Genomic DNA, 23,397 nt, shown 5'->3' with positions numbered 1-23,397 from the left:
CCGTCGTACGTCGCGCGTGCGACCCTCGTGCGCAGGGTTAGCGATCGTTAACCTTTCGGGCTAAGGTGCCGGGCATGACCTTCGAGCTGTCCCCCGAGCACGAGCAGTTCCGTCGCAGCGTCCGCGACTTCGCCGAGGCCGAGATCGCGCCGCACGCAGCGCAGTGGGACCGCGACCACCACTTCCCGACCGACGTCGTGCAGAAGATGGGCGCGCTCGGGCTGATGGGGCTGACCGCGCCCGAGGAGTTCGGCGGCGCGGGGATGGCGGGGGAGGACGGCGGCTTCACCTCGCTGTGCCTGGCGATCGAGGAGATCGGCCGCGTCGACCAGTCGATGGGCATCACCCTCGAGGCCGCGGTCGGCCTCGGCATCAACCCGATCCTGACCTACGGCACGCAGGCGCAGAAGCAGGAGTGGCTTCCGACCCTCGTGGCCGGGGAGCAGGTCGCGGGATTCGGTCTGACCGAGCCCGGCGCCGGCTCCGACGCCGGCGCGACCAGGACGAAGGCCGTCCTCGACGGCGGCGAGTGGGTCGTCAACGGCGCCAAGCAGTTCATCACCAACTCCGGCTCGTCGATCACGTCGCTGGTGACCGTCACCGCGCGGACCGGTGACCGGGGGGACGGCCGTCCGGAGATCTCGACCATCGTGGTCCCGTCCGGCACTCCTGGCTTCGTCGCCGAGAAGGCGTACGACAAGCTCGGCTGGCACGCGTCCGACACCCACCCGCTCTCCTTCGCGGACGCCCGCGTGCCCGAGGCAAACCTCCTCGGCGAGCGAGGTCGGGGTTACGCGCAGTTCCTCGCCACCCTCGACGACGGCCGCGTCGCGATCGCCGCGCTCGCGGTCGGCTGCATCCAGGCGTGCCTCGACATGTCGCTGCAGTACGCCGGTGAGCGGCAGACCTTCGGCGGGCCGATTGGCCGCAAGCAGGGGGTCGCGTTCCAGGTCTCCGACCTCCAGGTGATGCTCGACGCCTCGCGCCTGCTGACCTACAAGGCGGCTGCGATGAAGGACGCGATGGACGCCGGCTCGAGCTCGGTGTCCACGGCCGCGTTCAAGCAGGCCGCCGCGGTCGCCAAGCTCTACGCCACCGAGTCCGCGGTCACCGCGACCCGGATCGCGACGCAGGTCTTCGGCGGCTACGGCTTCATGGAGGAGTACCCGGTGGTGCGGTTCTACCGTGACGCCAAGGTGCTCGAGATCGGCGAGGGGACCTCCGAGGTCCAGCGCATGCTGATCGCGCGGGGTCTCGGCCTGCCGGTCGAGTGACCCAGGAGGGTCGTGCCAGACCCTCCTACGCCGACCGCGGGCCGTACATGATGACGGCGACGCCGACGAGGCAGATCAGTGCGCCGGTGACGTCGTACCTGTCCGGGCGGAAGCCGTCGACAGCCATGCCCCAGGCAAGCGAACCCGCGACGAACACGCCGCCGTAGGCCGCAAGGATCCGGCCGAAGTTCGCGTCCGGCTGGAGCGTCGCGACCAGTCCGTAGACCCCGAGCGCCACGAAGCCGGCACCGATCCACACCCAGCCGCGGTGCTCGCGCACGCCTTGCCACACGAGCCACGCTCCGCCGATCTCCGCGACCGCGGCGAGGGCGAAGAGGATGAGCGACTTGGCGATCGTCATGGCGGAAGTGTCTCAGCGCTCGCGTGGCCGCCGATCAGCCCGTCAGGATGTAGTCGATGACCAGCGGGGGCAGTCGTCGGCGCGTGATCGTCGCGACCGGTGGTGGTCGCGAGCTGGTCGTGTGCCCGGTCGGGAGGGTCGTCGTCACGCTGCCGTCTCGCTCGGCCCGGGCTCGCCAGCGGAGTGCGGTCTTGGCGTAGTTGCAGGCCTCGCACAGGCCCGCGCCGTTGGCAGCGGAGGTCGTGCCGCCGCCGGCGTGGTCCTCGACGTGGTCGATGTGACGCACCGGCGCATCGCACCAGGGTGTGCGGCAGGTGCGGTCCCGCAAGCGGATGAAACGCGCAAGGCTTCCTCGGAAGGTTCTCCTGCGCGAGTCCATCGACATCAGCTCGCCCGTCGTCGGCGAGGCGTAGAGGCGCCGGATGCTCAGCTCCTCCTCGTCGGTCAGCGCACCACAGACGATCTCGCGCGCCAGCTCAGCCGGGATGGGTCCGAAGCCTTCGAGGTGTGCGTCGTCATCGGCGCCGCCGAAGAGAGCAGCGTCCGACATCACCAGGCCGAGCTCGACCGGTTGGCGGGGCACCGTCGGCGGGTCACCGCCGGTTTCGTCGGCGTACTCCCGGTGCTCGCGCGCGGGACGCTCCCGAACGGCCGCCACGAGCCCGTCCGCCATCACCTGGCCGCGGGTGCGCGAGTCTCCAGCCGCACGCGAGATGTCGGCCTCCTTGGTGAGGGTGGCGTAGACCGCGACGCCGTCCTTGACCGGCAGCAGTGCCGTCAGCCACGTCATCGAGTCCGGCGCCGGCCGTAGCGTGACGCGCCGCTCTCCCTCAGCGAGACGGCGACGTGCCACGCACGCTGCCGGGTCCAGCCGCTCCGCCTCCGAACGCAGGCGGGCGAGCAGCTGTCGCGGGCTCAGCCGCTCGAGCGCCTCGGGGTCCTCGGCGACCGCCTCGTCCACGGCACGGCGGTGCTCGAGGGGCAGGCAGGCGGTCTCGCGGGCGATGACGGTCGCTGTCCACTCGTCGACGCGCCCGCCCTGCCAGGCCGCCCACGTGTGCGGGAGCTCGGTCGGGACGATCCGCGCGAGGCCGAGGTGGCGACGACCGCGGTGCGGGGACTCGCGCCGAGCAGCGGCGACGACGTTGCCGATGCCGCGGCCGATCTCCTCGGGTCGGGCGCCGGCGGCGGCCTGTTGTTCCGCCAGCAGCTCGGCGAGCCGTGAGGTCAGCGCTGCCTGCGCCGCGCTCACCATGCGCCCGAGCGTCTCCAGCTCGCTGATCGCGTCGACCAGCGCTGCATCGTCGTACGCATCGATCGCGCCCGTGGCTGCCTGCAGCTCCGCGCGCAGCGCCGCGACGGCGGGTGCGAGGGGAGGCGGAGCACTGGTGGGCATGCGGTCACCGAAGCACGGGGCACCCTCGTCGACACACCTCGTCGAACCGCGGCTGTGGACAAGTCGCCGTTCCGGGTGCCTGTGGATGGTTGGTGGCCCGGTGCCAGCGGGTTCAGCGCCGATCCGCGAAGGCCTTCGCCGCCGTCAGGAGCTCGTCCACGACCGTCTCGAGCGGCGCGGTCGCGTCGATCGCCATGCCGGGAGGTACGTCGTCGCCGGTCGCGTGGAGGCGCAGCACCAGGTCGCGCTGCTCCGGCGTCGATCCCCAGTCGTCGTCAGCCCGGGCGTCGAGCCGGCGCAGGAGGGTCGCGCGGTCGATCTCCAGCACGAACACCGCGTCGAACACGTCGAGGAAGCTCGCCGAGTTGCGGGAGCCGCCGCAGAAGAACGTGAACCGCGCGGCCCGGTCGGCGGCGAGCGATCGCACGAGGGTCGCATCCCAGCCGTGGTTGCCGTGCACGTCCTCGGCCGAGGTGGGCACGAGCCCGGGGGAGAGGCGGATCGCGAGGTCGGTGTCGCCGTTGACGGCGTCGTACCCGCGCCGACGCAGCTCGTGGCACACCGACGTCTTGCCCGTGCCGGTCACGCCTTCGACGAGGAAGTTCAGCGCACCCATGCCTGCATGATCTCCCCCTCCCGACGGATCCGCGGTCGGGCGGGGCGATCTAGTCTCGGCCCATGCCCCGCCCGACCACGCGCCTGCTCGACTGGTTCGGCGTGGACGACGCCTTCGAGCGTCCTCGGCCCGCGATCGGCCGGAGCGACGTCGTGCTCGCCGCGGTCGTCGGGGCGGTGAGCCTGCTGGCGCTCGAGCTGGTCAGGAGCGCCGGAGGGTTCTCGCACACCGACGTCCCGGTCTGGCTGCAGTGGCTCGCCGTGTCGAGCGGTGCGGTCCTGCTGCTCGGACGCCGCCGCTGGCCGCTGACGGTCGCGCTCGTGGCCTCGCTCCACATGTTCGTCGCCGGCGTCACGATGCCCGAGGTGATGGGCCAGATGTCGCTGCAGATCATCTACTTCACCGCCATCCTCAGCGGCGTCGCGTGGGCCCGCGACCGGCGCGCGATGGTCCTCGTGATGGGCCTGATCGTGCTGTTCATGTTCGCCTGGATCACCTGGCAGTTCGCCCTCGGCTCGTCCGTGCAGGACTGGCTCGACGACGAGGAGCTCTCGGAGCACATCGGCCTCTTCCCGCCGATCCCGGCGGCGATCGCGATCACCCTGCTCGTGAACATCATCTACTTCGGCGGCGCGATCATCGGCGGTGGCGTCTCCTGGCGGGCCGCCCGGCAGCGGGGCAGGCTCGAGGAGCAGGCCGCCACGATCACGGCGCAAGCCGGGCGGCTGCGCGACCAGGCCGTCGTCGACGAGCGCCTCCGCATCGCGCGCGACCTCCACGACGTCGTCGCGCACGGGGTCTCGGCCATGGGCATCCAGGCAGGAGCCGCGCGCCGGGTGCTCGACCGCGACCCCGACGCCGCGCGCACCGCCCTGTCCAACGTCGAGGACGCCTCGCGCGAGGCGGTCACCCAGATGCGCCACCTCCTCGGCACGCTGCGGGAGGGCACGGCGGAGCGCACCGAGCGGACGACCGACGCCGGCGTGCGCGACCTCCCCGACCTCGTCGCCGAGATCGGCGGGCAGGGCCTGGCGGTGAACCTCGACGTCGTCGAGGCTCAGCCCGATGCGGCGTGCCGGCTCTCGCGCGGGGTCGGGCTGGCGGTCTACCGCACGGTCCAGGAGGCGCTGACCAACGTCCGCCGGCACTCGACCGCCGACACCGTCTCGGTCGTCGTACGCATCGACGAGTCGCCGGCGGGGGCGTACGCCGAGGTGGAGGTCGTCGACAACGGTCGCCCGCGCCACGGCACCTCCGGCAGCGGGCTCGGCCAGCTCGGCATCCGGGAGCGTGCCGCGACGCACGGCGGCCAGGTCGACATCGGGCCGCGGGTGACGGGTGGCTACCGGGTACGCGTGCGCTACCCGCTGGTGGTGAACGCATGAGCGACGTGCTGAGGGTCCTCCTGGTCGACGACCACGCGATGGTCCGCTCGGGCTTCGCGATGGTGCTGTCCGTCGAGGACGACATCGAGGTCGTCGGCGAGGCCGCCGACGGGCTGGCGGCGATCGAGCAGGCCCGCGCGACGCGGCCCGACGTGGTGCTGATGGACGTCCAGATGCCGCGCATGGACGGCATCGAGGCCACCCGCCACCTCGTGGCCGACGACCTCGGGCACGTCGTGATCGTGACGACCTTCGACCGCGACGACTACCTTTTCGACGCGCTGCAGGCAGGTGCGAGCGGCTTCTTGCTGAAGAACGCCGGCCCGGAGCAGCTCCTCGACGCCGTACGCGCGGCCGGGCGCGGGCACGCGCTCCTGGCTCCGGAGGTCACCCGCCGGGTCATCGGACGGATGGCCGGCGAGGACGTCACGACGGACCGGCCCGAACCCGCCGAGCTGGCGCACCTGACCGCCCGCGAGCGAGAGGTGCTGGTGCTGCTCGCGCGCGGGCTGTCCAACGGCGAGATCGCCGCCGAGCTGGTCCTCGGCGAGGCGACCGTGAAGACCCACGTCTCCAACGTGCTCGCCAAGCTCCACCTGCGCGACCGGGTGCAGGCCGTGATCTACGCCTACGAGGCCGGACTCATCCTCCCGACGGAGGACTGACCCAGGAGGGTCGCACCTCCCCCCGGAGGTTCCGTCTCACGGGGGATCCCACGAGGGTCGCACCGGCCTAGCGTCGGAGCCATGTTGGAGATCCGAGAGCTGACCAGGCGGTTCGGCGAGAACACCGCCGTCGACCACGTGTCCTTCGAGGTGCCGTCGGGGCTGATGACGGGCTTCGTCGGCGGCAACGGTGCGGGCAAGACCACGACCATGCGGATGGTCATGGGCGTGCTCGGCATCGACGAGGGCGAGGTGCTGTGGCAGGGCCGGCCGATCACCCGGCTGGACCGTCGCTCGTTCGGCTACATGCCGGAGGAGCGGGGCCTGTACCCGAAGCAGCCGATCCTCGACCAGCTGGTGTACGTCGCCCAGCTCAAGGGCATGGGGCGCACCGAGGCACGGGCCGCGGTGCAGGAGCTGCTCGAGCGGTTCGGCCTCGGCGAGCGGACCAAGGACCACCTCGAGAAGCTGTCGCTGGGCAACCAGCAGCGGGTGCAGATCATCGCCTCCGTGCTGCCGAAGCCGGTCGCGCTGATCCTCGACGAGCCGTTCTCCGGCCTCGACCCGATCGCCGTCGACTCGATGGTCGACCTGCTGCGGGAGTACACCCGCGACGACGTCCCGGTCCTCTTCTCCAGCCACCAGCTCGACCTCGTCGAGCGACTGTGCGACCGCCTGGTCGTGCTGTCCCAGGGCCGCCGGGTCGCCGCCGGGTCGGTGTCGGAGCTGCGCGACGCGGGGGTGCCGCGCTTCCGACTCGTCCTCGGCGGCGACGCCGGTTGGGTCCGCGACCTGCGCGGGCTCGACGTGCTCGACCTCGACGGCACCACCGCCCTCGTCGAGGTGCAGGAGGACGGGGCCGAGCAGCACCTCATCGCCGAGGCCACCAGCCGCGGCGCAGTCCACGAGTTCGTCCGGGTGCGCCCGGCGCTCAGCGAGATCTACCGGGAGGCCACGGCATGAGCACCGCAGGCAACGACCACACCCAGCGCAGCGACCGACAGGGCGGCGAGCCCGGCTGGCTCCTCGTGACCCGCCGCGAGGTCGTCTCGCGGATCACCGACAAGTCGTTCCTCATCGGCACCGTGCTGATGGTGGTGATGCTCGTCGGGTTCATCGGCTTCACCGCCTGGCAGGACGGGCGCACCAGCGACTACGACCTGGCCGCCACGCCGGACGCCGTCGCGATGGCCACGCTCGTCGCCGACAACGCCTCGGCCGTCGACGACAAGGTCAACGTCACGCTCGTCGAGGTCGACGACGAGGACGCCGCGAAGGCCGCGCTGGGCGACGAGGACGTCGACGCCTGGCTGCACCCGACGGACGACGGCTGGCAGCTGACCTCCGACTCCAGCGAGCAGGGCTCGCTGACCACGGTCGTCGAGAGCGTCGTACGCCAGCAGGTGCTGGCCGACAACGCCTCCGCCGTCGGCTCGTCGGTCGAGGCGCTCGAGGAGGGCTCCACCGTCTCGACGGACTTCCTGCGCGGCGACGCCGAGAAGGCGAACGTGGCCGAGGCGGTCGGCTTCGTCTTCGTCTTCCTGTTCTACTTCGCCGCACTCATCTTCGGCATGCAGCTCGCGTCGTCGGTGATCGAGGAGAAGCAGAGCCGCATCGTCGAGATCATCGCCGCCGCCATCCCGCTGCGGCACCTGCTCGCCGGCAAGGTCCTCGGCAACACGGCTCTGGCCGTGGTGCAGCTCCTGGTCTACGTCGCGGTGGGTCTCATCGGGCTGACCTTCACGCCGTACAAGTCCTACGTCCCGGCCCTGTCGGGGCCGACCGTGTGGTTCATCGGGTTCTTCCTCGCCGGGTTCATCGCGCTGGCCTGCCTCTGGGCGGTCGCCGGGTCGCTCGCCTCGCGCACCGAGGACCTCCAGGCCACGTCCACGCCGTTGACCATGCTGATGCTGGCGATGTTCTTCGGTGGGCTCTCGCTCGACGGCCGCGGCCAGGTCATCGCCTCCTTCATCCCGCCGGTGTCGGCGGTCGTGATGCCCAAGCGGATCCTCGCCGGCGGCGTCGACTGGTGGGAGCCGCTGGTCGCGCTGGGCCTGCTGGCCGTCTTCGCCGCGGTCACGGTGATGGTCGGCGAGCGGCTCTACCGCCGCGCGCTGCTCCAGACCGGCGGCCGGGTCTCGCTGCGCCAGGCCTGGTCGAGCGCCGAGTAGCCAGGGCGGTCGCACCGACGCAGGACCCGACGCAGGACCCGACGCAGGACCGACGCAGGAGGGTCGGACCGGAGCCTCAGGAGAAGAGCCCCAGGATCGACGAGGCGCCGTAGACGACCACCCAGAACCGCAGCCCGCGTCCGAGGGTGCCGGTGACCAGGAAGATCCACATCGGCACCCGGAGGACGCCGGCGAGCACGGCGGTGACGGCGTACGGCGGGAAACCGCTGAACGCCGACGCGAAGAGGAGGCCGGCCGTGAACCACGGCCGGCCTTCGGCGCGCTCGTGCCACGTGTCGAGCGACGCCTTGGCCTTGGGCTTCTGCAGCTGCCGGTTGACCCAGGGGGCGCGCTCGACGTGCATGCCGCCCCAGTACCAGAGGACCTTGCCGAGCATCTGGCCCACGGTCGCGGCGACGACCAGGCCCCACGCGTGGCTGGGTGCCTGGCTGACGGCCACGGCGAGGATCGCCTCGATGTTGATGAGGGGGAGGAGGGCCGAGCCGATCGACGCGCCGAGCACGCTCCAGAACAGGACCATCAGGCGCGGTGTCCCGGCACCGGCAGCCCGATCCGCACCAGCCGGTGCAGCGAGACGCACTTCAGCACCAGGAGCGCAGTCGCGATCACCAGGCCGACCCACATCCAGCCGGTCACGAGCAGCAGCACCGCGAAGAGCGCGCTGTTGACCGCCTTGGCGGGCTTCGACCAGTTCCACAGCCAGATCGGGCGGTCGATGACGAAGAAGTAGTTGGGGCTGCGCACCGGCCAGGCCAGGAACGCGATCGACAGGAAGCAGTCGATCACCATGAACTCGGCGAGGTAGACGAAGATCGCCGGCGACAGGTCGGGCTGCAGCCAGGCGAGCCCGATGTAGAAGGCGGCGGCGTTGAGCCGGTCGCACATGATGTCGAGCACCGCGCCGATCCGGGTCTCGCAGTCGCGCACCCGCGCGTAGAACCCGTCGAGCATGTCGCCGACCCAGTAGACGCCGAGCGCGACCACCAGCAGGGTCAGGCTCTCCTGGTGGGCCGCGGTGGCCGCGAGGACGACCGAGGCGATCGTGCGGACCGCCGTGATGACGGTCGCGCCGGTCAGGAGCCGCTCGTCGCGAACGCCATAGCGGTCGTCGGGATCCGGGTCCGGCTGTGCCACGACCTGCTTCGACGCCACTCCCGACCCGCTCCCCACGGTCCGGAATGCTAGCCGGTCACGTCCACAGATCCGGCCACCCGTGCCCGAGTTCGACCACGAGCTCGCGGAGGAGGGGCAGGCTGACGCCGACGACGTTGTGGTGGTCGCCCTCGATCCCGCTGACGAACGCACCCCCGATCCCGTCGATCGTGAACGCTCCGGCGACCTCCAGCGGCTCGCCGGTGGCGACGTAGGCGTCGATCTCGTCGTCGGTCACGTCGGCGAAGTGCACGAGGGTCGAACCCGTCGCCGCGGCCACCCGCCCGGTCGCCACGTCGCGCAGGCAGTGCCCGCTGTGCAGCACCCCGGACCGACCCCGCATGGATCGCCAGCGACGCCTCGCCTCCTCGGGGTCGTGCGGCTTGCCGTGCGCCTCGCCGTCGAGCTCGAGCACCGAGTCGCAGCCGAGGACGAGGGCGTCGGACGGCAGGTCGTCACGCGCCGCGACCGCCGCGCACTTGAGCTCGGCGAGCTGGAGCGCGAGCTCGGCCGGGGGCAGGCCGGCCAGCTGGGACTCGTCGACCCCGCTCACGACGACGGTCGGCTCGATGCCGGCGCTGCGGAGGGTGGCGAGGCGCGCCGGCGAGGCCGACGCGAGGACCAGCACCGTCACAGGCGCTCCAGTGCCGCACGCAGCGGGTCGAGCCCGAGCGAGCCGAGGTCCAGCGCCTCGCGGTGGAAGGCCTTGAGGTCGAAGGCGTCGCCCTGGCGCTCCTGCACGCCGGCGCGCGCCTCGAGCCAGATCCGCTCGCCGACCTTGTAGGACGGCGCCTGACCAGGGAGGCCGAGATAGCGCTTGACCTCGAACTGGATGAACTCGTCGTCCATCCGGCAGTGCAGCCGCATGAACTCCAGGCCGAGCTCGGGCGTCCAGGTCTCGCCGGGGTGGAACGCGGTGCCGCCCGCACCGAGCCGGTTGTCCTCGGGGATGGTGAGCTCGAGGTGCATGCCGATGTCGACGATCACGCGGGCCGCGCGCAGCGACTGGCCGTCGAGCATGCCGAGCAGGTCGGCCGGGTCGTCGAGGAAGCCGAGCTCCTCCATCAGCCGCTCGGCGTAGAGCGCCCAGCCCTCGCCGTGGCCGCTGCACCAGCACATCAGCCGCTGCCAGCGGTTGAGCATGTCGGAGCGGTACGCCGTCTGCGCGACCTGCAGGTGGTGGCCGGGCACGCCCTCGTGGAAGACGGTCGTCACCTCGCGCCACGGGTGGAAGTCCTCGATGCCGTCGGGCACCGACCACCACATGCGGCCGGGGCGCTCGAAGTCCTCCGACGGACCGGTGTAGTAGATGCCGCCGTCGTTGGTCGGCGCGAGCATGCACTCGATCCGGCGGATCGGCTCGGGGATGTCGAAGTGCACGTCGGCCATCGCGGCGATCGTGCGGTCGGCCAGGGCCTGCATCCAGTCGCGGAACTCCTCGCGCCCGTGGACCACGCGGGTCGGGTCGGCGTCGAGGTGGGCGACGGCCCCGTCGACGTCGGCGCCGGCCTCGATCCGGTCGGCCGTGGCGTGCATCAGGTCGGAGAGCCGCTGGAGCTCGGTCCAGCCCCAGGCGTAGGTCTCGTCGAGGTCGACCTCGGCGCCGAGGAAGTAGCGGCTGGCCAGCGCGTAGACCTCGCGGCCGACGCCCTCCTTGTCCAGGCCCTGCGGCTCGAGCTCGTCGCTGAGGAAGAGCCCGAACGACGCTGTGGCCGCGCTCGCCGCACCCGCGAGCGCACGGAGCTCGGCCGGGTCGCGCTCTCCTGCGTCAGCGGGATCGAGCCGGTCGACCAGGCCGAGGTAGAAGTCGCCGGCCTCGCCGACCTGGCCGGTCCAGCGACGCACCTGCTCGGCCACCTCGGCGTACTGCCGCGAGGCGACGACGTTGCCCTTGCGCGCCTCGTCGGACAGCGTCACGCGCAGCCCCTCGAGCGCGGTGGGCACGAGCGCGAGGCGGGCGGCGATCGCGGCGACGGCCTCCTCGCCCTCGGTCGGCATCAGGTCGAAGACCCCGCGGACCTCGTGGAGCGGGCTCCACAGGACCGACATGCGCGAGCGGTTGACGCCCGCCTCCTCGAGCTCGATCTCCAGGCGGTTCCGCTCGAGGAAGGCGTCCCGGGCCGCGGCCTCGCGGTCGTCGACCGGGGTCGCCGCCTCGACGGCGGCCACGACCTGCCGGACGAGCGCCTCGCGCGCGTCGAACCCGGCGGGGGAGTAGTCGGTCATCTCGTGCTCGTGGCCGGCCACCCCGATCGAGGTGGCGGTCAGCGGGTCGAGCGCGCAGTAGTCGTCGACGAAGGCGTCGCACAGGGCATCGATCGTGCGGGTGTCAGTCACGCGACCGACCCTAGACCGGGCGGCCGACAGAGGTCAGCGGGGCAGGCCGCTGGCGCGCCAGCCGCCGGCGCCGCTGCGATGGGTACGCCGGACGCCGCGGGCCGGGTGGTTCCAGGAGGGTCGCGTCGGGCGGGGCGCCTCGCCCCCGCCGGACCCGAGCGCGGAGAAGACCGCCACCAGCGCGGCGACCTCCTCCGGCGTGGCGTCGGGGTTGACGACCCGCAGCAACGGGGCAGGCGTCTCCTGCTCGGGAGGGGTGGCCATCAGAGCGGGATGTTCCCGTGCTTCTTCGCGGGCAGGGTCTCGCGCTTGGAGCGGAGCAGGCGCAGCGAGCGGATGATCTCGATGCGGGTCTCGTGCGGTGCGATGACGGCGTCGACGTAGCCACGCTCGGCGGCGATGTAGGGGTTGGCGAGGGTGGTCTCGTACTCGTCGATGAGCTCGGCCCGCTTCGCCTCCACGTCGCCGCCCTCGTCCTCGACCGCCTTGAGGGTGCGGCGGTGCACGATGTTGGCGGCGCCCTGGGCACCCATCACGGCGATCTGGGCGGTGGGCCAGGCGACGTTGATGTCGGCGCCGAGGTGCTTGGAGCCCATCACGTCGTAGGCGCCGCCGTAGGCCTTGCGGGTGATGACGGTGATGAGGGGGACGGTGGCCTCGGCGTAGGCGTAGATCAGCTTCGCGCCGCGGCGGATGATGCCGTCCCACTCCTGGTCGGTGCCGGGCAGGAAGCCGGGCACGTCGACGAACGTCAGCACCGGGATGTTGAAGGCGTCGCAGAACCGGACGAACCGGGCGGCCTTCTCGGAGGCGTCGATGTCGAGGCAGCCGGCGAACTGCATCGGCTGGTTGGCCACGATGCCGACCGACTGGCCCTCGACCCGGCCGAAGCCGACGAGGATGTTGGGGGCGAACAGCTCCTGGACCTCGAGGAAGTCCTCGTCGTCGAGCACGGCGGTGATCACGTCGTGCATGTCGTAGGGCTGGTTCGCACCGTCCGGGATGATCGTGTCGAGCGCCCGGTCGAGGTCGGTGACCTCCATGTCGGGGACCTCGGCGAACGACGGGGACTCGTCGAGGTTGTTCTGCGGGAGGAACGACAGCATCGACTTGACGTACTCGATGGCGTCCTCCTCGTCAGTGGCCATGTAGTGGGCGTTGCCGGACTTGGTGTTGTGGGTCCGGGCGCCGCCGAGGTCCTCCATGGTGACGTCCTCGCCGGTGACGGTCTTGATGACGTCGGGCCCGGTGATGAACATCGCGGAGGTCTGGTCGACCATGATCGTGAAGTCGGTGACGGCGGGGGAGTAGACGTGCCCGCCGGCGCAGTTGCCCATGATCAGGCTGATCTGCGGGATCACGCCGGAGGCGTGGACGTTGCGGCGGAAGATCTCGCCGTAGAGGCCCAGCGAGACGACGCCCTCCTGGATGCGCGCGCCGGCGCCCTCGTTGATGCCGATGATCGGGCAGCCGGTCTTGATCGCGAGGTCCATGACCTTGGTGATCTTCTCGCCGTAGACCTCGCCGAGCGAGCCGCCGAAGACGGTGAAGTCCTGGCTGAACACGCACACCATCCGGCCGTTGACCTCGCCGTAGCCGGTGACGACGCCGTCGCCGTAGGGGCGGGTCTTCTCCAGGCCGAACGCGGTCGAGCGGTGCCGGGCGAGCTCGTCGAGCTCGACGAACGTGCCCTCGTCGAAGAGCATCTCGATGCGCTCGCGAGCGGTCTTGCGCCCCTTCGCGTGCTGCTTCTCGATCGCCTTGGCGGAGCCCGCGTGCACTGCCTCGTCGAGGCGCCGCTCCAGGTCGGCGAGCTTGCCCGCCGTCGTGTGGATGTCGATGTCCGTCTCCTGAGGGGGGAGGTCGGTGCCCTCACCCGGCTGTGCACTCACGCGATGGCCTCCTGGTCGCACTGGGTCTACTACCTGTTGTCCGAATCTCTCGGGCAATCTAGACCCCATGACGCACAGCCCTGCAGAGCGCCCACCCCTCGACCCCGCCCGGATCGTCGCGCCGTTCGGCTGGCGCGTGGAGGTGGAGGAGGCGACCCCGTCGACCAACGCGCTGGTCGCCGAGAGGGCCCGCGGCGGCGAGGAGCCCGGCCTCGTCGTGGTGACCGAGCACCAGACCGCGGGCCGCGGCCGGCTCGACCGCGTGTGGGAGACCCCGGCCCGGTCGTCCCTGACGTTCTCGGTGCTGCTGCGACCCGACGTACCCCCGACGTCGTGGTCCTGGCTGCCGCTGCTGACCGGGTACGCCGTCCAGGCCGCGCTCGCCGACCGGCTGCCCGACATCGCGTTGAAGTGGCCCAACGACGTGCTCGTCGACGCCGGCACGGGCGTCGGCCGCAAGGTCTGCGGCATCCTGGTCGAGCGGATCGAGACCGCGACCGGTCCGATGGCCGTCATCGGCTGCGGCATCAACGTCGACCAGACCCTCGAGGAGCTCCCGATCGCCCTCGCCACGTCGGTCGCGCTCGAGACCGGTGAGCCGGTCGAGCGCACCGGCCTGCTCAGCCAGGTCCTCGGCTCCCTGCACGGCCTGCAGGGGCTGCTCGACGACGTCGAGTCGCTGCGCCGCGCCTACGCCGACGTGTGCGTGACCCTCGGCAGGACGGTCGACGTGCACCTGCCCGGCGGAGAGGTACGCCGCGGCGAGGCGCTCGACATCGACGCGACGGGCGCGCTGGTGGTCGGGACCGACGAGGGCGCCTTCACGGTCGCTGCCGGCGATGTCGTGCACGTGCGGCCCGCCTAGTGACATGATCGCTGCGTGGCCTATCCCAGCAAGCTCCTCAACGAGGGTGAGCACGTCGTCGTCACCACCCGGACCCACGTCAAGGCCCTGATCTTCCCGGGCCTCGGGGTGCTCGTGGCGCTGGCCCTGGCGCTGTTCCTCAACGGCCTCGTCGACAACTCCGTCGTGCGCCTCGTGGTGTGGGTGCTGTTCCTGGCGGTCCTGCTGTGGTTCCTGGTCGGACCGTTCCTGAAGTGGCTGACCACGACCTACACCTTCACCAACCGACGCTTCATCAAGCGCTCCGGCTTCATCTCCAAGGAGGGCCGCACGATCCCGCTCAACCGGATCAGCGGCGTCGACTTCGAGATCGGCGTCATCGACCGGATCTTCGGCTGCGGGACGCTGGTCGTCTCCGACGCCAGCACCGACGGCAGCGTCGAGCTCTACGACATCCCCGACGTCGAGAAGGTCCAGCTCCAGGTCTCCGACGAGCTGCACCGCCTCTCGGGTGGCGACGCGCACCGCCGGGACGATGGCACCTGACCCCAGCGAGCAGCCCGAGCAGCCGGGCTCGACGAAGCGTGCGGGCGAGCGCCTGGACGAGGCGATCCTGCGCAGCAAGCCACGCTTCAACGCCCTCGAGGTGGCCGCCGAGTCCGGCGTGACGATCGAGGAGACGCGCCGGTTGTGGCGTGCCCTCGGCTTCCCGGAGTTCAGCGGGGAGAAGGCCTACACCGCGGCCGACGTCGAGGCGGTCTCCACCCTGATGAGCTTCGTCGACGCCGGCGCCGTCGACTTCGACACGGCCGTCAACCTCACCCGCGGCGTCGGCCAGACCATGGCCCGGCTCGCCGACTGGGAGGTCTCCACCCTGGTCACCCGGGTCGAGGAGATGGCCGCCGGCGACGAGGCCAACAGCTCGCGCGTCCACAGCGCGCTGCAGCTGATCAACGAGGTCAACCCGCCGTTCGAGCGGCTGGTCGTCTACGCCTGGCGGCGCCACCTCGCCGCCGCCGTCGGACGCATCGAGGCGATGGGCGCCAAGGACGAGGACCTCCACACGATCGACGTGACCGTGGGCTTCGCCGACCTGGTCTCGTTCACCGCCCTGTCCAACACGCTCGACCGCAACGAGATCGGCGACCTCGTCGAGGTCTTCGAGGCCCGCTGCCAGGACGTGGTGGCCCGCTTCGGCGGCCGGATCATCAAGAGCCTCGGCGACTCGGTCCTCTTCGTCACCAACACCGCCGAGGAGTCGGTCGGCGTGGCCGAGGGCATCATCAACGTCATCGGGCGCGACGCGAAGATGCCCGACGTCCGCCTCGGACTGGCCAGCGGACCCGTGATCCTGCGCCTCGGCGACATCTTCGGGCCGCCGGTCAACATGGCCGCCCGGCTCACCCAGGTGGCGCGCCGCAACCGCCTCATCGTCGACCAGAACACCGCCGACCTGCTGCCGGTGGAGGAGTGGGAGCACCGCCGCCTCCCGGCCCGCCCGGTCCGCGGCTTCGGGCTCGTGGAGCCGGTGGCCGTACGCCGTCGCTGAGCGCCTCGCCGACCACCGCGCCGACCACCGCGCCGGCCCGAGGACCCGTCAGGGACGGCCTGTCAACGGTCTGGACCACTCGTCCACAAGTCACCCAAAAGGGCTGCTTCCCCGGCCCGGGATCCCTACGTTCGGCCTCGTGTTGGCTGTGCAAGACGTGCGACTGGACCCGACCACCCGGCAGGTGTGGCGTGGCGAGCGCGAGATCAGGCTCTCGCGCAAGGAGTTCCAGCTCCTCCATGCCCTGATGGCGCGACCCGGTCGCATCGTGACCCGGAGCGAGCTGATGGCGGACGTGTGGCAGACCTCGTTCTACACGAACTCCAAGACCATCGACGTGCACCTGGGCTGGCTGCGCCGCAAGCTCGACGACGACCCGCGCAACCCCACCCTGATCACCACGCACCGCGGTCGCGGCCTCCGGTTCGAGACCGACGCCGACACCGTCGCGAGCTAGGTCCGGCCGGGCTCACGCCGCGGCGCTGGGTCCCGGGGTCGCCTCGTGGTGTTCCCCCATCCGTCAAGGGCTGTTCCCGATGTCGGAGGACACGGTCGGGCTCCTAGCGTCGCACCATGCCCACCTCGACGAGACGATCGCGCCTCCACGCCCTGGTCGCAGCCGCCGGTCTGGCCCTGCTCTCCGTCGTCGTCCTGGGTCGCCCCGACGGTGCCGCGGCGGCGGCACCCGGCGACCCGGCCTTCGACGATCGCGGCGCCCAGTCGTTCGTCGACGACTACATCGGCCGTCACGGCCTGCCCGGCGCGGCGTACGTCGTGGTGAAGGACGGGAGGACCGTGGCCGAGGGCGCGGCGGGGGACGTCGAGGCCAGCACCCCGATGTCCGTGGGGTCGCTGGCCAAGGGCTTCACCGCCTTCGCCGTGCTCCAGCTGGTGGACGAGGACCTGGTCGAGCTGGACGCTCCCGTCACGACCTACCTCCAGGGCTTCTCCGTGGGTGGCGCCGATCCCAGCGACATCACGGTCCGTCGGCTGCTCAGCCACACCTCGGGCCTTCCCGACCCGCTGCTGCTCCCGACCACCGGCGACCTCGCCGAGGACGTCGCCCACATCTCCGAGCTCGACGTGGTCGCGGCGCCGGGAACGGGTTACGCGTACAGCAACCTGAACTACCGCACCCTGGCCCGCCTCGTGGAGGTCGTCTCGGGTGAGTCGTTCGCCGACTACCTCGAGGAGCACGTGTTCGCACCCCTGGGCATGCACGACACCCGTGCGGTCGTCACGGTCACCGACACCGCAGGCCTCGACGCCGGCCACGTCACCGCCTACGGCGCGTCGTTGCCGCTTCCTGAGCTGCGCGCGGACGTCGGTGGTGCAGGAGGCGTGATCAGCACGGCTCACGACATGGGCGCGTGGCTGGCGATGCAGCAACGCGGTGGCGTGTCCGGAGACGGTTCCCGGCTGCTGTCCGAGGCGCTGGTCGCCGAGTCGCACACGGCCCAGCCCGGTGCCGGCACGTACGGCATGGGCTGGCAGCACACCAGGACCGCGTCGCCGGCGCGGATCGGGCATGACGGCTCCCTCACGCGCTACAGCTCCCGGATGGACCTGGTCCCGTCGAGCGGGTACGGAACAGCGGTCCTGCTCGACAGCTACACGCCGACCTTCCAGCACCCGTTCTCGATCAGCACCGGGCTGATCGAGATCAGCGAGGGCCGCACGCCCGAGGTGGGCTTCCCGGTCGCGACCGCCCTCGACCTGGCGCTGGCCGGGCTCACCCTCCTGGTCGCGGGGCTGGGGGCGCGTGGAGTCGTGCGGTCGCGGCGCTGGGCGGAGAGGCGTCGGCGGTACCGGGCCTGGAGGCTCGTCCTTCGCCATCTGCCCCATCTGGTGCTGCCCGCCGTCTCCGGGTTCCTCCTGTTCGGACTGACCTCCGGAACCCGGAACCCGGCCACCCCCCTCGACGCCTACGGCCTGTGGCCGGCTGCGACCGGACTCGTGCTGGTGGGTGGTGTCGTCGGGATCGTCCTGGTGTCGGTCCGGTCGCTCGCGTGGCGCCGGGTGCGTGCGGCCCGCGTGGACGCCGGCCCCGCTGTTCCCTGAGCCGGGCGCCCGGAGCGACGGAGGCTTCTCTAGACTCCGGACGTGTCCTCGACCGGTTCCCACCGCGCGCCCACGCTCGCCGTCATCGGGGGCGGCCAGCTCGCCCGGATGATGGCCCAGCCCGCGATCGCGCTCGGCCTCCCGCTGCGCCTGCTGGCCGAGGCCGAGGGCGTCTCCGCCGCCCAGGTCATCCCCGACCAGCTCGTCGGCGACCACACCGACCTCGACGCCCTCCGTGCCGTCACCGAGGGCGCCAGCGTCGTGACCTTCGACCACGAGCACGTGCCCACCGCGCACCTGCACGCGCTCGTGGCGGACGGGATCGCCGTACGCCCCGGGCCGGACGCGCTCGTCCACGCCCAGGACAAGGCCATGATGCGTCGCCGGCTCGCCGAGCTCGACGTGCCGTGCCCCCGCAACGCCGTCGTCACCACGACCGCCGAGGTCGAGGAGTTCGGCCTGCCGTGCGTCCTCAAGACCACCCGGGGCGGCTACGACGGCAAGGGCGTCTGGGTCGTCCGCGCGATCGACGAGGCCCAGGCCGCCTTCGACGCGGCCGCGGCCGCCGGTGTCGAGGTGCTCGCCGAGGAGCTCGTCGACTTCCGCCGCGAGCTGTCGGCGCTGGTCGCCCGCTCGCCCAGCGGCCAGGCGGCGGCGTACCCGGTCGTCGCCTCCACCCAGCTCGACGGCATCTGCCACGAGGTCATCGCCCCCGCGCCGGACCTCGCGCCCGCTCTCGCCGGTCAGGCGCAGGAGATCGCCCTGCGGATCGCCGGTGCGCTCGACGTCACGGGCATCCTCGCCGTCGAGCTCTTCGAGACGACCGACGGCCGGATCCTGGTCAACGAGCTGGCCATGCGTCCCCACAACACCGGCCACTGGTCCCAGGACGGCGCCGTGACGTCCCAGTTCGAGAACCACCTCCGCGCCGTCATGGACCTCCCGCTGGGCTCGCCGGCCCCGCGTGCGCGCTGGACCGTGATGGTCAACATCCTCGGTGGACCCACCGACACCGGCCGGTTGTACGACGGCCTCCCGCACGCGATGGCCCGCGACCCGCGGCTGCGCGTGCACTTCTACGGCAAGGACCTGCGGCCCGGTCGCAAGGTCGGCCACGTCAACGCCTACGGCGACGACCTCGAGGACTGCCTCGAGCGCGCCCGGCACGCCGCCGCGTGGTTCCGCGGCGACCTGGGCAACGTCAGTGCTTGATCAGGGGGAGAGTGAACGATGAGTGAGACGCAGCAGCAGGCCGTCAAGGTCGCGATCGTGATGGGCTCCGACTCCGACTGGCCGGTCATGCAGGCCGCCGGTGAGGTGCTCACCGAGCTCGGCGTCGCGTGGGAGGCCGACGTGGTCTCCGCGCACCGGATGCCGACCGAGATGGTCGCGTGGGGCCAGGCGGCGCACACCCGCGGACTCTCGGTCGTCATCGCCGGGGCCGGCGGAGCGGCCCACCTGCCGGGGATGCTCGCGAGCCTCACGCCGCTGCCCGTCATCGGCGTACCCGTCCCGCTGAAGTACCTCGACGGCATGGACTCGCTGCTCTCGATCGTGCAGATGCCCGGCGGGATCCCGGTCGCCACCGTCGCGATCGGCAACGCCAAGAACGCCGGCATCCTCGCCGCGCGGATCCTCGGCACGAGCGACCCCGAGCTCCAGCAGCGCCTCGTCGACTACCAGGCCTCGCTAGCCGAGAGCGCCCACGCCAAGGGCGACGTCGTACGCCAGGCGGCGACCGGCGGCGCCCGCAAGGTCGGCTTCTAGCGACTCAGGAGTCGCGCACCCGACCGCGCAGGGCCTTGGTCGAGGCGCGCTCCTTCTTCGCCTTGAGGCGACGCTCCTTCGCGCCGCGCGAGGGCTTCGTCGGCCGGCGCGGCGGCGGTGGCGGAGCGAGCGCCGAGCGGAGCTGCTCGGCCAGGCGCTCCCGGGCGGCCACCCGGTTGCGGTGCTGCGATCGGTGCTCGGACGCGGCGATGCTGATCGTGCCCGACGGCCAGCGGCGCAGGGCCCGCGCGCGCTGGGTGTCGGTGAGGGCCGTCGAGGCCGCGACGTCGTAGTCCAGCTCCACGCGCGAGTCGGACGTGTTGACCGACTGGCCGCCCGGCCCCGGCGACCTGGAGAACCTCTCGACCAGCTCGCCGGCAGGCACGACCAGGCCCTCGGGCAGGCCGGGGCCGGCGGGGACGTGGAGGTCGCGCATACCCCCATTGTGGGAGGTCGGGCGGTCTGGCTTGACGCGGCCCGCGGCACGCACCACCGTCCTCCCTGTGGGGAGCGCGGTGGGGGAGCAGACGGTCGGCGTGGTCGGCGGAGGCATCCTCGGTGCCGCGATCGCCCGCGAGGTCGTGCGCCGACGCCCCGGCACGCACGTCGTGGTCCTCGAGAAGGAGGACCACCTCGCCGCGCACCAGACCGGGCACAACTCCGGCGTCGTGCACGCCGGCATCTACTACAAGCCGGGCAGCCTGAAGGCCGAGCTCTGCACCCGCGGCCGCGGGCTGCTGCGTGACTTCTGCGCCGAGCACGCGATCGCGTACGACGCCTGCGGCAAGCTCGTCGTCGCCGTCGACCGGGCCGAGATGGGGCGCTTCGACGCCCTGGAGCGGACGGCGACCGACAACAAGGTGCCCGGGTTGCGCCGCCTGTCGCCGTCCGAGATCCGCGAGGTCGAGCCGCACGCCGTCGGCCTCGCCGCGCTGCACTCGCCGGAGACCGCGATCACCGACTACCCCGCGATCACCCGCGCGCTGGCCGACGAGGTCGTCGCCGCCGGGGGCGAGGTGCGGCTCGGCGCGCGCGTGGTCGACATCCGGCGTCAGGCGGGCGGGGTGTCGGTCCGGGTCGAGGGCGACCCGCAGTCGCTGGTGCTCGACCACGTCGTCGTCGCCGCGGGCCTCTTCGCCGACCGGGTCTCCGCGCTCGTGGACGGCGAGCGGGCCCCGGCGATCCTGCCCTTCCGCGGGGAGTACCTCGGCGTCAGTGCGGCCAAGCAGGACATGGTCCGCGGCATGGTCTACCCGGTGCCCGACCCGCAGTACCCGTTCCTCGGCGTGCACTTCACCCGCCGGGTCGACGGGACGCTCGAGGTCGGGCCCAACGCGGTGCTCGCCACCAAGCGCGAGGGCTACCGCCTGCGCGACGTCTCCGCCGCCGACCTGCGCGAGGTGCTCGCGTGGCCCGGTTTCTGGCCCCTCGCCCGCGCCCACTGGCGCACCGGCATCGACGAGGTGATCGGCTCGGCGTCGCAGCGTGCCTTCATGAGGCGGGCCTCGGCCTACGTCCCGGACATCGGGGTCGCCGACGTGCGGCGGGCGGGCAGCGGCGTACGCGCCCAGGCCGTGGACCGTGACGGCAGCCTCGTCGACGACTTCCGGATCACCAGCGCCGACGGGGTCACCTGCGTGCGCAACGCCCCCTCGCCCGGGGCGACGTCGAGCCTGGCGATCGCGGAGCACGTGCTCGACCAGGCGTGGGGCCCCGCCTGACGCGACCGGTCACTAGGGTCGTCCCATGACGACTCGCTGGGGAATCGCCGCCACCGGGGCCATGGCGCAGGTCTTCGCCACCGACCTCGCCCTCGTGCCCGACGCCGAGCTCGCCTTCGTCGGCAGCCGGTCGGTCGAGTCGGCGGACGACTTCGCGGGGCAGTTCGGGGCCGGCGGTGCGGGGACCTACCGGGAGCTGGTCGAGGCGGGCCGGTCCGGGGACGTCGACGTCATCTACGTCGCCACCCCGCACCCGCAGCACCGCGACCTCGCGCTCGCCGCGATCGAGGCCGGCACCCCGCTGCTGGTCGAGAAGGCCTTCGCCGCCACGGTCGCCGGCGCGCAGGAGGTCGTCGACGCGGCCAGGTCGGCCGGGGTGTTCTGCATGGAGGCGATGTGGACCCGCTTCCAGCCCGCGATCGTGCAGGCGCGCGAGCTCGTCGCCTCGGGCGCGATCGGCGACCTCGTGCTCGTGCAGGCCGACTTCGGCGCCTACCGCGCCTACGACCCCGAGAGCCGTCTCTTCGACCTCGCGCTCGGCGGCGGGTCCCTGCTCGACCTCGGCGTCTACCCGATCTCGCTCGCCCAGCACTTCCTCGGCCGGCCCGACCGGATCACCACCACCGGCACGCGGTACCCGAACGGTGCCGACGCCTCCGCCGCGATCCAGCTGTCGTACGACGACGGGCGGGCCGCCGCGCTCACCTGCTCGCTCGCCAGCCAGACGCCGGGCCGCGCGATCATCAGCGGTACCGGCGGGACCATCGAGCTCGAGCCGCCGTTCCACCACCCCAGCCGCATCGTCGTACGACTCAACGGGCAGGAGCCGGAGACGGTCGAGCGCCCGCCGACCGGGCGCGGCTACACCCACCAGGTCGAGGAGGTGCAGGCGTGCCTCGCGGCCGGCCTCACCGAGAGCCCCGTGATGCCGCTGGCCGACACGCTCGACGTCCAGTGGGTGCTGGGGGAGTGCCTCGCGCAGCTCGGCATCGACATCCCCGAGGGGTCCGTGCAGCTCTGAGTGGAGACCTGAGTGGAGACCTGAGGGCGGTCTAGCGCCCGCGCTTGCGCCACTCGATCGCGGGGCAGGTGTTCATCACCATCGGGACGCCTGCGGCGATCGTGCGCTCGAAGGCCTCGGGGTCGACCACGCCGAGCTGGAACCACACCCCGCCCGCACCGATCTCCACGGCCTGGTCGGCGAACCGGCCGGCCTCCGACGAGCGCCGGAAGACGTCGACGACGTCGATCGGGAAGGGCACCTCGGCGAGGGTGGCGTACCCCTGCTCGCCGTGTACGGTGGGCGCGTCCGGGTGGATCGGCACGATGCGCTTGCCACGCTCCTGGAGCAGCCTGGCGATCGACCACGCGGTGCGCTGCGGGTTGTCGGCGAGCCCGACGACGGCCCAGGTCTGCGCCTCGTCGAGCATCCGCTCGACGGTCGCGGGGTCCTGCCAGCTGAGCCGCTCCGAGGTGGTCACGCCTCATCGTAGGACGGCGACGCGTTCGCGACGACCTCCCGCAGGGCGGGCAGCAGGCCCTCCACCGGCACGTCGCTGCGGAGCACGACCACCGCCGTCGCAGCCTCGCGTGAGGAGGTCCGGAAGACCTCCTCCATCGCCACGCCGAACTCGGCCTCGGCCTCGTCGGCCGTGATCGTGCCGCGCAGCCAACGCCGCAGGACGTGGTTGTGCGCGGTCACGACGGCGTTGGCGAGCAGCTCGGCGCGCAGGTCGCCCCGGTCGCCGGCGCCCATCCACTGGTCGAGGAAGGTGCGGAACAGCCGCTGGTACTGCAGCAGCCCCGCCGTCTCGCGGCTGCGCAGCGCCGGCACGTTGCGCGCCAGGCGGTAGCGCTGCTGCGCACGCGGCCCCTCGGCGACGTAGTGCTCGAGGACCAGGTGCGCCGCCTCGGTCACCGCGACCTCGACGGTCGCGGCGGTGGCGGTCGCCAGCCGTGCCGAGACCGCGCCGAGCATGGCGTCGTGGTCGGGGAAGATCACGTCCTCCTTGGAGCGGAAGGCCCGGAAGAACGTGGTGCGCCCGACCTCCGCCCGCGCCGCGACGTCGTCGACGGTCGTCTCGTCGAAGCCGCGCTCCTCGAAGAGCGCGAAGGCGGCGTCGATGAGCCGGTCGCGGGTGCTGGTCACGGGGGGCATGCAGACGATGGTACTCAGTACCGCATC

26 protein-coding genes are annotated in these 23,397 nt (G+C 72.1%); 14 read left to right on the top strand and 12 right to left on the bottom strand.

Features of this window, described 5'->3' with window-relative positions; translation table 11 throughout:
- The first annotated feature begins 74 nt into the window (after window positions 1-74).
- A complete protein-coding gene (locus EUA93_RS01330; protein WP_129398064.1) occupies window positions 75-1,274 on the top strand; it encodes an acyl-CoA dehydrogenase family protein in 1,200 nt (399 codons plus the stop codon).
- Between the two features lie 25 nt (window positions 1,275-1,299).
- On the opposite strand, the gene EUA93_RS01325 is transcribed toward EUA93_RS01330, so the two are convergent.
- The 3 genes from EUA93_RS01325 to EUA93_RS01315 all read right to left on the bottom strand — a co-directional run bounded on the left by EUA93_RS01325 (window position 1,300) and on the right by EUA93_RS01315 (window position 3,647).
- Window positions 1,300-1,635: a YnfA family protein gene (locus tag EUA93_RS01325; protein WP_129398062.1), complete on the bottom strand. Its 336-nt coding sequence runs from the start codon at window positions 1,633-1,635 to the stop codon at window positions 1,300-1,302.
- A 34-nt stretch (window positions 1,636-1,669) separates the two neighbouring features.
- Entirely contained in the window at window positions 1,670-3,031 is a 1,362-nt protein-coding gene (locus EUA93_RS01320; protein WP_129398061.1) for an HNH endonuclease, read from the bottom strand.
- A 112-nt stretch (window positions 3,032-3,143) separates the two neighbouring features.
- On the bottom strand, window positions 3,144-3,647 hold the full coding sequence (locus EUA93_RS01315) for a nucleoside kinase (RefSeq protein ID WP_129398059.1): 504 nt from the start codon (window positions 3,645-3,647) through the stop codon (window positions 3,144-3,146).
- A 62-nt stretch (window positions 3,648-3,709) separates the two neighbouring features.
- Here EUA93_RS01315 and EUA93_RS01310 point away from each other — a divergent pair, with 62 nt between their 5' ends.
- The 4 genes from EUA93_RS01310 to EUA93_RS01295 all read left to right on the top strand — a co-directional run bounded on the left by EUA93_RS01310 (window position 3,710) and on the right by EUA93_RS01295 (window position 7,868).
- Window positions 3,710-5,032, top strand: a complete 1,323-nt coding sequence (locus EUA93_RS01310) for a sensor histidine kinase (RefSeq protein ID WP_129398057.1) — start codon at window positions 3,710-3,712, stop codon at window positions 5,030-5,032.
- The gene (locus EUA93_RS01305) at window positions 5,029-5,697 is read left to right on the top strand and encodes a response regulator (RefSeq protein ID WP_129398055.1); all 669 of its coding nucleotides are present in this window, start codon (window positions 5,029-5,031) and stop codon (window positions 5,695-5,697) included. Before EUA93_RS01310 ends, EUA93_RS01305 begins: the two co-directional genes overlap by 4 nt.
- 81 nt (window positions 5,698-5,778) lie before the next feature.
- The gene (locus EUA93_RS01300; RefSeq protein ID WP_129398053.1) at window positions 5,779-6,660 is read left to right on the top strand and encodes an ABC transporter ATP-binding protein; all 882 of its coding nucleotides are present in this window, start codon (window positions 5,779-5,781) and stop codon (window positions 6,658-6,660) included.
- Window positions 6,657-7,868 carry an ABC transporter permease gene (locus EUA93_RS01295; RefSeq protein ID WP_129398051.1) on the top strand — a complete coding sequence of 404 codons (1,212 nt, stop codon included), beginning with the start codon at window positions 6,657-6,659 and terminating at the stop codon, window positions 7,866-7,868. The genes EUA93_RS01300 and EUA93_RS01295 overlap by 4 nt, the downstream gene beginning before the upstream one ends.
- Before the next feature lie 76 nt (window positions 7,869-7,944).
- On the opposite strand, the gene EUA93_RS01290 is transcribed toward EUA93_RS01295, so the two are convergent.
- Genes EUA93_RS01290 through EUA93_RS01265 form a run of 6 tightly spaced genes read right to left on the bottom strand, consistent with a single transcriptional unit; the run spans window position 7,945 to window position 13,270 of the window.
- Window positions 7,945-8,409 carry a VTT domain-containing protein gene (locus tag EUA93_RS01290; RefSeq protein WP_129398049.1) on the bottom strand — a complete coding sequence of 155 codons (465 nt, stop codon included), beginning with the start codon at window positions 8,407-8,409 and terminating at the stop codon, window positions 7,945-7,947.
- Complete coding sequence (locus EUA93_RS01285) at window positions 8,409-9,023, bottom strand: CDP-alcohol phosphatidyltransferase family protein (RefSeq protein WP_129398048.1); 615 nt, start codon at window positions 9,021-9,023, stop codon at window positions 8,409-8,411. The genes EUA93_RS01290 and EUA93_RS01285 overlap by 1 nt, the downstream gene beginning before the upstream one ends.
- 55 nt (window positions 9,024-9,078) lie before the next feature.
- Window positions 9,079-9,675: a Maf family protein gene (locus tag EUA93_RS01280; RefSeq protein ID WP_129398046.1), complete on the bottom strand. Its 597-nt coding sequence runs from the start codon at window positions 9,673-9,675 to the stop codon at window positions 9,079-9,081.
- Complete coding sequence (locus EUA93_RS01275) at window positions 9,672-11,378, bottom strand: DUF885 domain-containing protein (RefSeq protein WP_129398044.1); 1,707 nt, start codon at window positions 11,376-11,378, stop codon at window positions 9,672-9,674. Before EUA93_RS01275 ends, EUA93_RS01280 begins: the two co-directional genes overlap by 4 nt.
- Window positions 11,379-11,411: 33 nt before the next feature.
- Window positions 11,412-11,642, bottom strand: a complete 231-nt coding sequence (locus EUA93_RS01270; protein WP_129398042.1) for an acyl-CoA carboxylase subunit epsilon — start codon at window positions 11,640-11,642, stop codon at window positions 11,412-11,414.
- Window positions 11,642-13,270 carry an acyl-CoA carboxylase subunit beta gene (locus tag EUA93_RS01265; RefSeq protein WP_242497194.1) on the bottom strand — a complete coding sequence of 543 codons (1,629 nt, stop codon included), beginning with the start codon at window positions 13,268-13,270 and terminating at the stop codon, window positions 11,642-11,644. The genes EUA93_RS01270 and EUA93_RS01265 overlap by 1 nt, the downstream gene beginning before the upstream one ends.
- A 67-nt stretch (window positions 13,271-13,337) precedes the next feature.
- Between EUA93_RS01265 and EUA93_RS01260 the strand changes: the two genes are divergently transcribed.
- The 7 genes from EUA93_RS01260 (at window position 13,338) to purE (ending at window position 19,491) form a co-directional block, all read left to right on the top strand.
- Complete coding sequence (locus EUA93_RS01260) at window positions 13,338-14,135, top strand: biotin--[acetyl-CoA-carboxylase] ligase (RefSeq protein WP_129398038.1); 798 nt, start codon at window positions 13,338-13,340, stop codon at window positions 14,133-14,135.
- A 15-nt stretch (window positions 14,136-14,150) separates the two neighbouring features.
- Window positions 14,151-14,660, top strand: a complete 510-nt coding sequence (locus EUA93_RS01255; RefSeq protein WP_129398036.1) for a PH domain-containing protein — start codon at window positions 14,151-14,153, stop codon at window positions 14,658-14,660.
- Entirely contained in the window at window positions 14,650-15,663 is a 1,014-nt protein-coding gene (locus EUA93_RS01250; RefSeq protein WP_129398034.1) for an adenylate/guanylate cyclase domain-containing protein, read from the top strand. Before EUA93_RS01255 ends, EUA93_RS01250 begins: the two co-directional genes overlap by 11 nt.
- A 139-nt stretch (window positions 15,664-15,802) precedes the next feature.
- On the top strand, window positions 15,803-16,120 hold the full coding sequence (locus EUA93_RS01245) for a winged helix-turn-helix domain-containing protein (RefSeq protein WP_129398032.1): 318 nt from the start codon (window positions 15,803-15,805) through the stop codon (window positions 16,118-16,120).
- Between the two features lie 116 nt (window positions 16,121-16,236).
- Window positions 16,237-17,724, top strand: a complete 1,488-nt coding sequence (locus EUA93_RS01240; RefSeq protein WP_129398030.1) for a serine hydrolase domain-containing protein — start codon at window positions 16,237-16,239, stop codon at window positions 17,722-17,724.
- A 42-nt stretch (window positions 17,725-17,766) separates the two neighbouring features.
- Entirely contained in the window at window positions 17,767-18,936 is a 1,170-nt protein-coding gene (locus EUA93_RS01235) for a 5-(carboxyamino)imidazole ribonucleotide synthase (protein ID WP_129398028.1), read from the top strand.
- 18 nt (window positions 18,937-18,954) lie between these two features.
- Entirely contained in the window at window positions 18,955-19,491 is a 537-nt protein-coding gene (gene purE / locus EUA93_RS01230) for a 5-(carboxyamino)imidazole ribonucleotide mutase (RefSeq protein ID WP_129398027.1), read from the top strand.
- Between the two features lie 4 nt (window positions 19,492-19,495).
- On the opposite strand, the gene arfB is transcribed toward purE, so the two are convergent.
- A complete protein-coding gene (gene arfB / locus EUA93_RS01225; RefSeq protein WP_129398025.1) occupies window positions 19,496-19,927 on the bottom strand; it encodes an alternative ribosome rescue aminoacyl-tRNA hydrolase ArfB in 432 nt (143 codons plus the stop codon).
- 79 nt (window positions 19,928-20,006) lie between these two features.
- On the opposite strand from arfB, the gene lhgO reads away from it, so the two are divergent.
- Complete coding sequence (lhgO, locus tag EUA93_RS01220; RefSeq protein WP_129398023.1) at window positions 20,007-21,212, top strand: L-2-hydroxyglutarate oxidase; 1,206 nt, start codon at window positions 20,007-20,009, stop codon at window positions 21,210-21,212.
- Window positions 21,213-21,237: 25 nt separating this feature from the next.
- Window positions 21,238-22,233 (top strand): Gfo/Idh/MocA family protein, encoded by a 996-nt coding sequence (locus EUA93_RS01215; protein ID WP_129398021.1) that lies wholly within the window; start codon window positions 21,238-21,240, stop codon window positions 22,231-22,233.
- A gap of 31 nt (window positions 22,234-22,264) precedes the next feature.
- Here the strand turns inward: EUA93_RS01215 and EUA93_RS01210 are convergent, their stop codons facing one another.
- Both EUA93_RS01210 and EUA93_RS01205 read right to left on the bottom strand, forming a co-directional pair.
- A complete protein-coding gene (locus EUA93_RS01210) occupies window positions 22,265-22,693 on the bottom strand; it encodes a CoA-binding protein (RefSeq protein WP_242497193.1) in 429 nt (142 codons plus the stop codon).
- Window positions 22,690-23,370, bottom strand: a complete 681-nt coding sequence (locus EUA93_RS01205; protein WP_129398019.1) for a TetR family transcriptional regulator — start codon at window positions 23,368-23,370, stop codon at window positions 22,690-22,692. The genes EUA93_RS01210 and EUA93_RS01205 overlap by 4 nt, the downstream gene beginning before the upstream one ends.
- Window positions 23,371-23,397 lie beyond the last annotated feature (27 nt).

The organism is Nocardioides oleivorans (assembly GCF_004137255.1).
GTDB classification, from domain to species: domain Bacteria; phylum Actinomycetota; class Actinomycetes; order Propionibacteriales; family Nocardioidaceae; genus Nocardioides; species Nocardioides oleivorans.
Note: the sequence above shows the minus strand (reverse complement) of the source record. Positions and strands in the feature narration are given on the sequence as shown.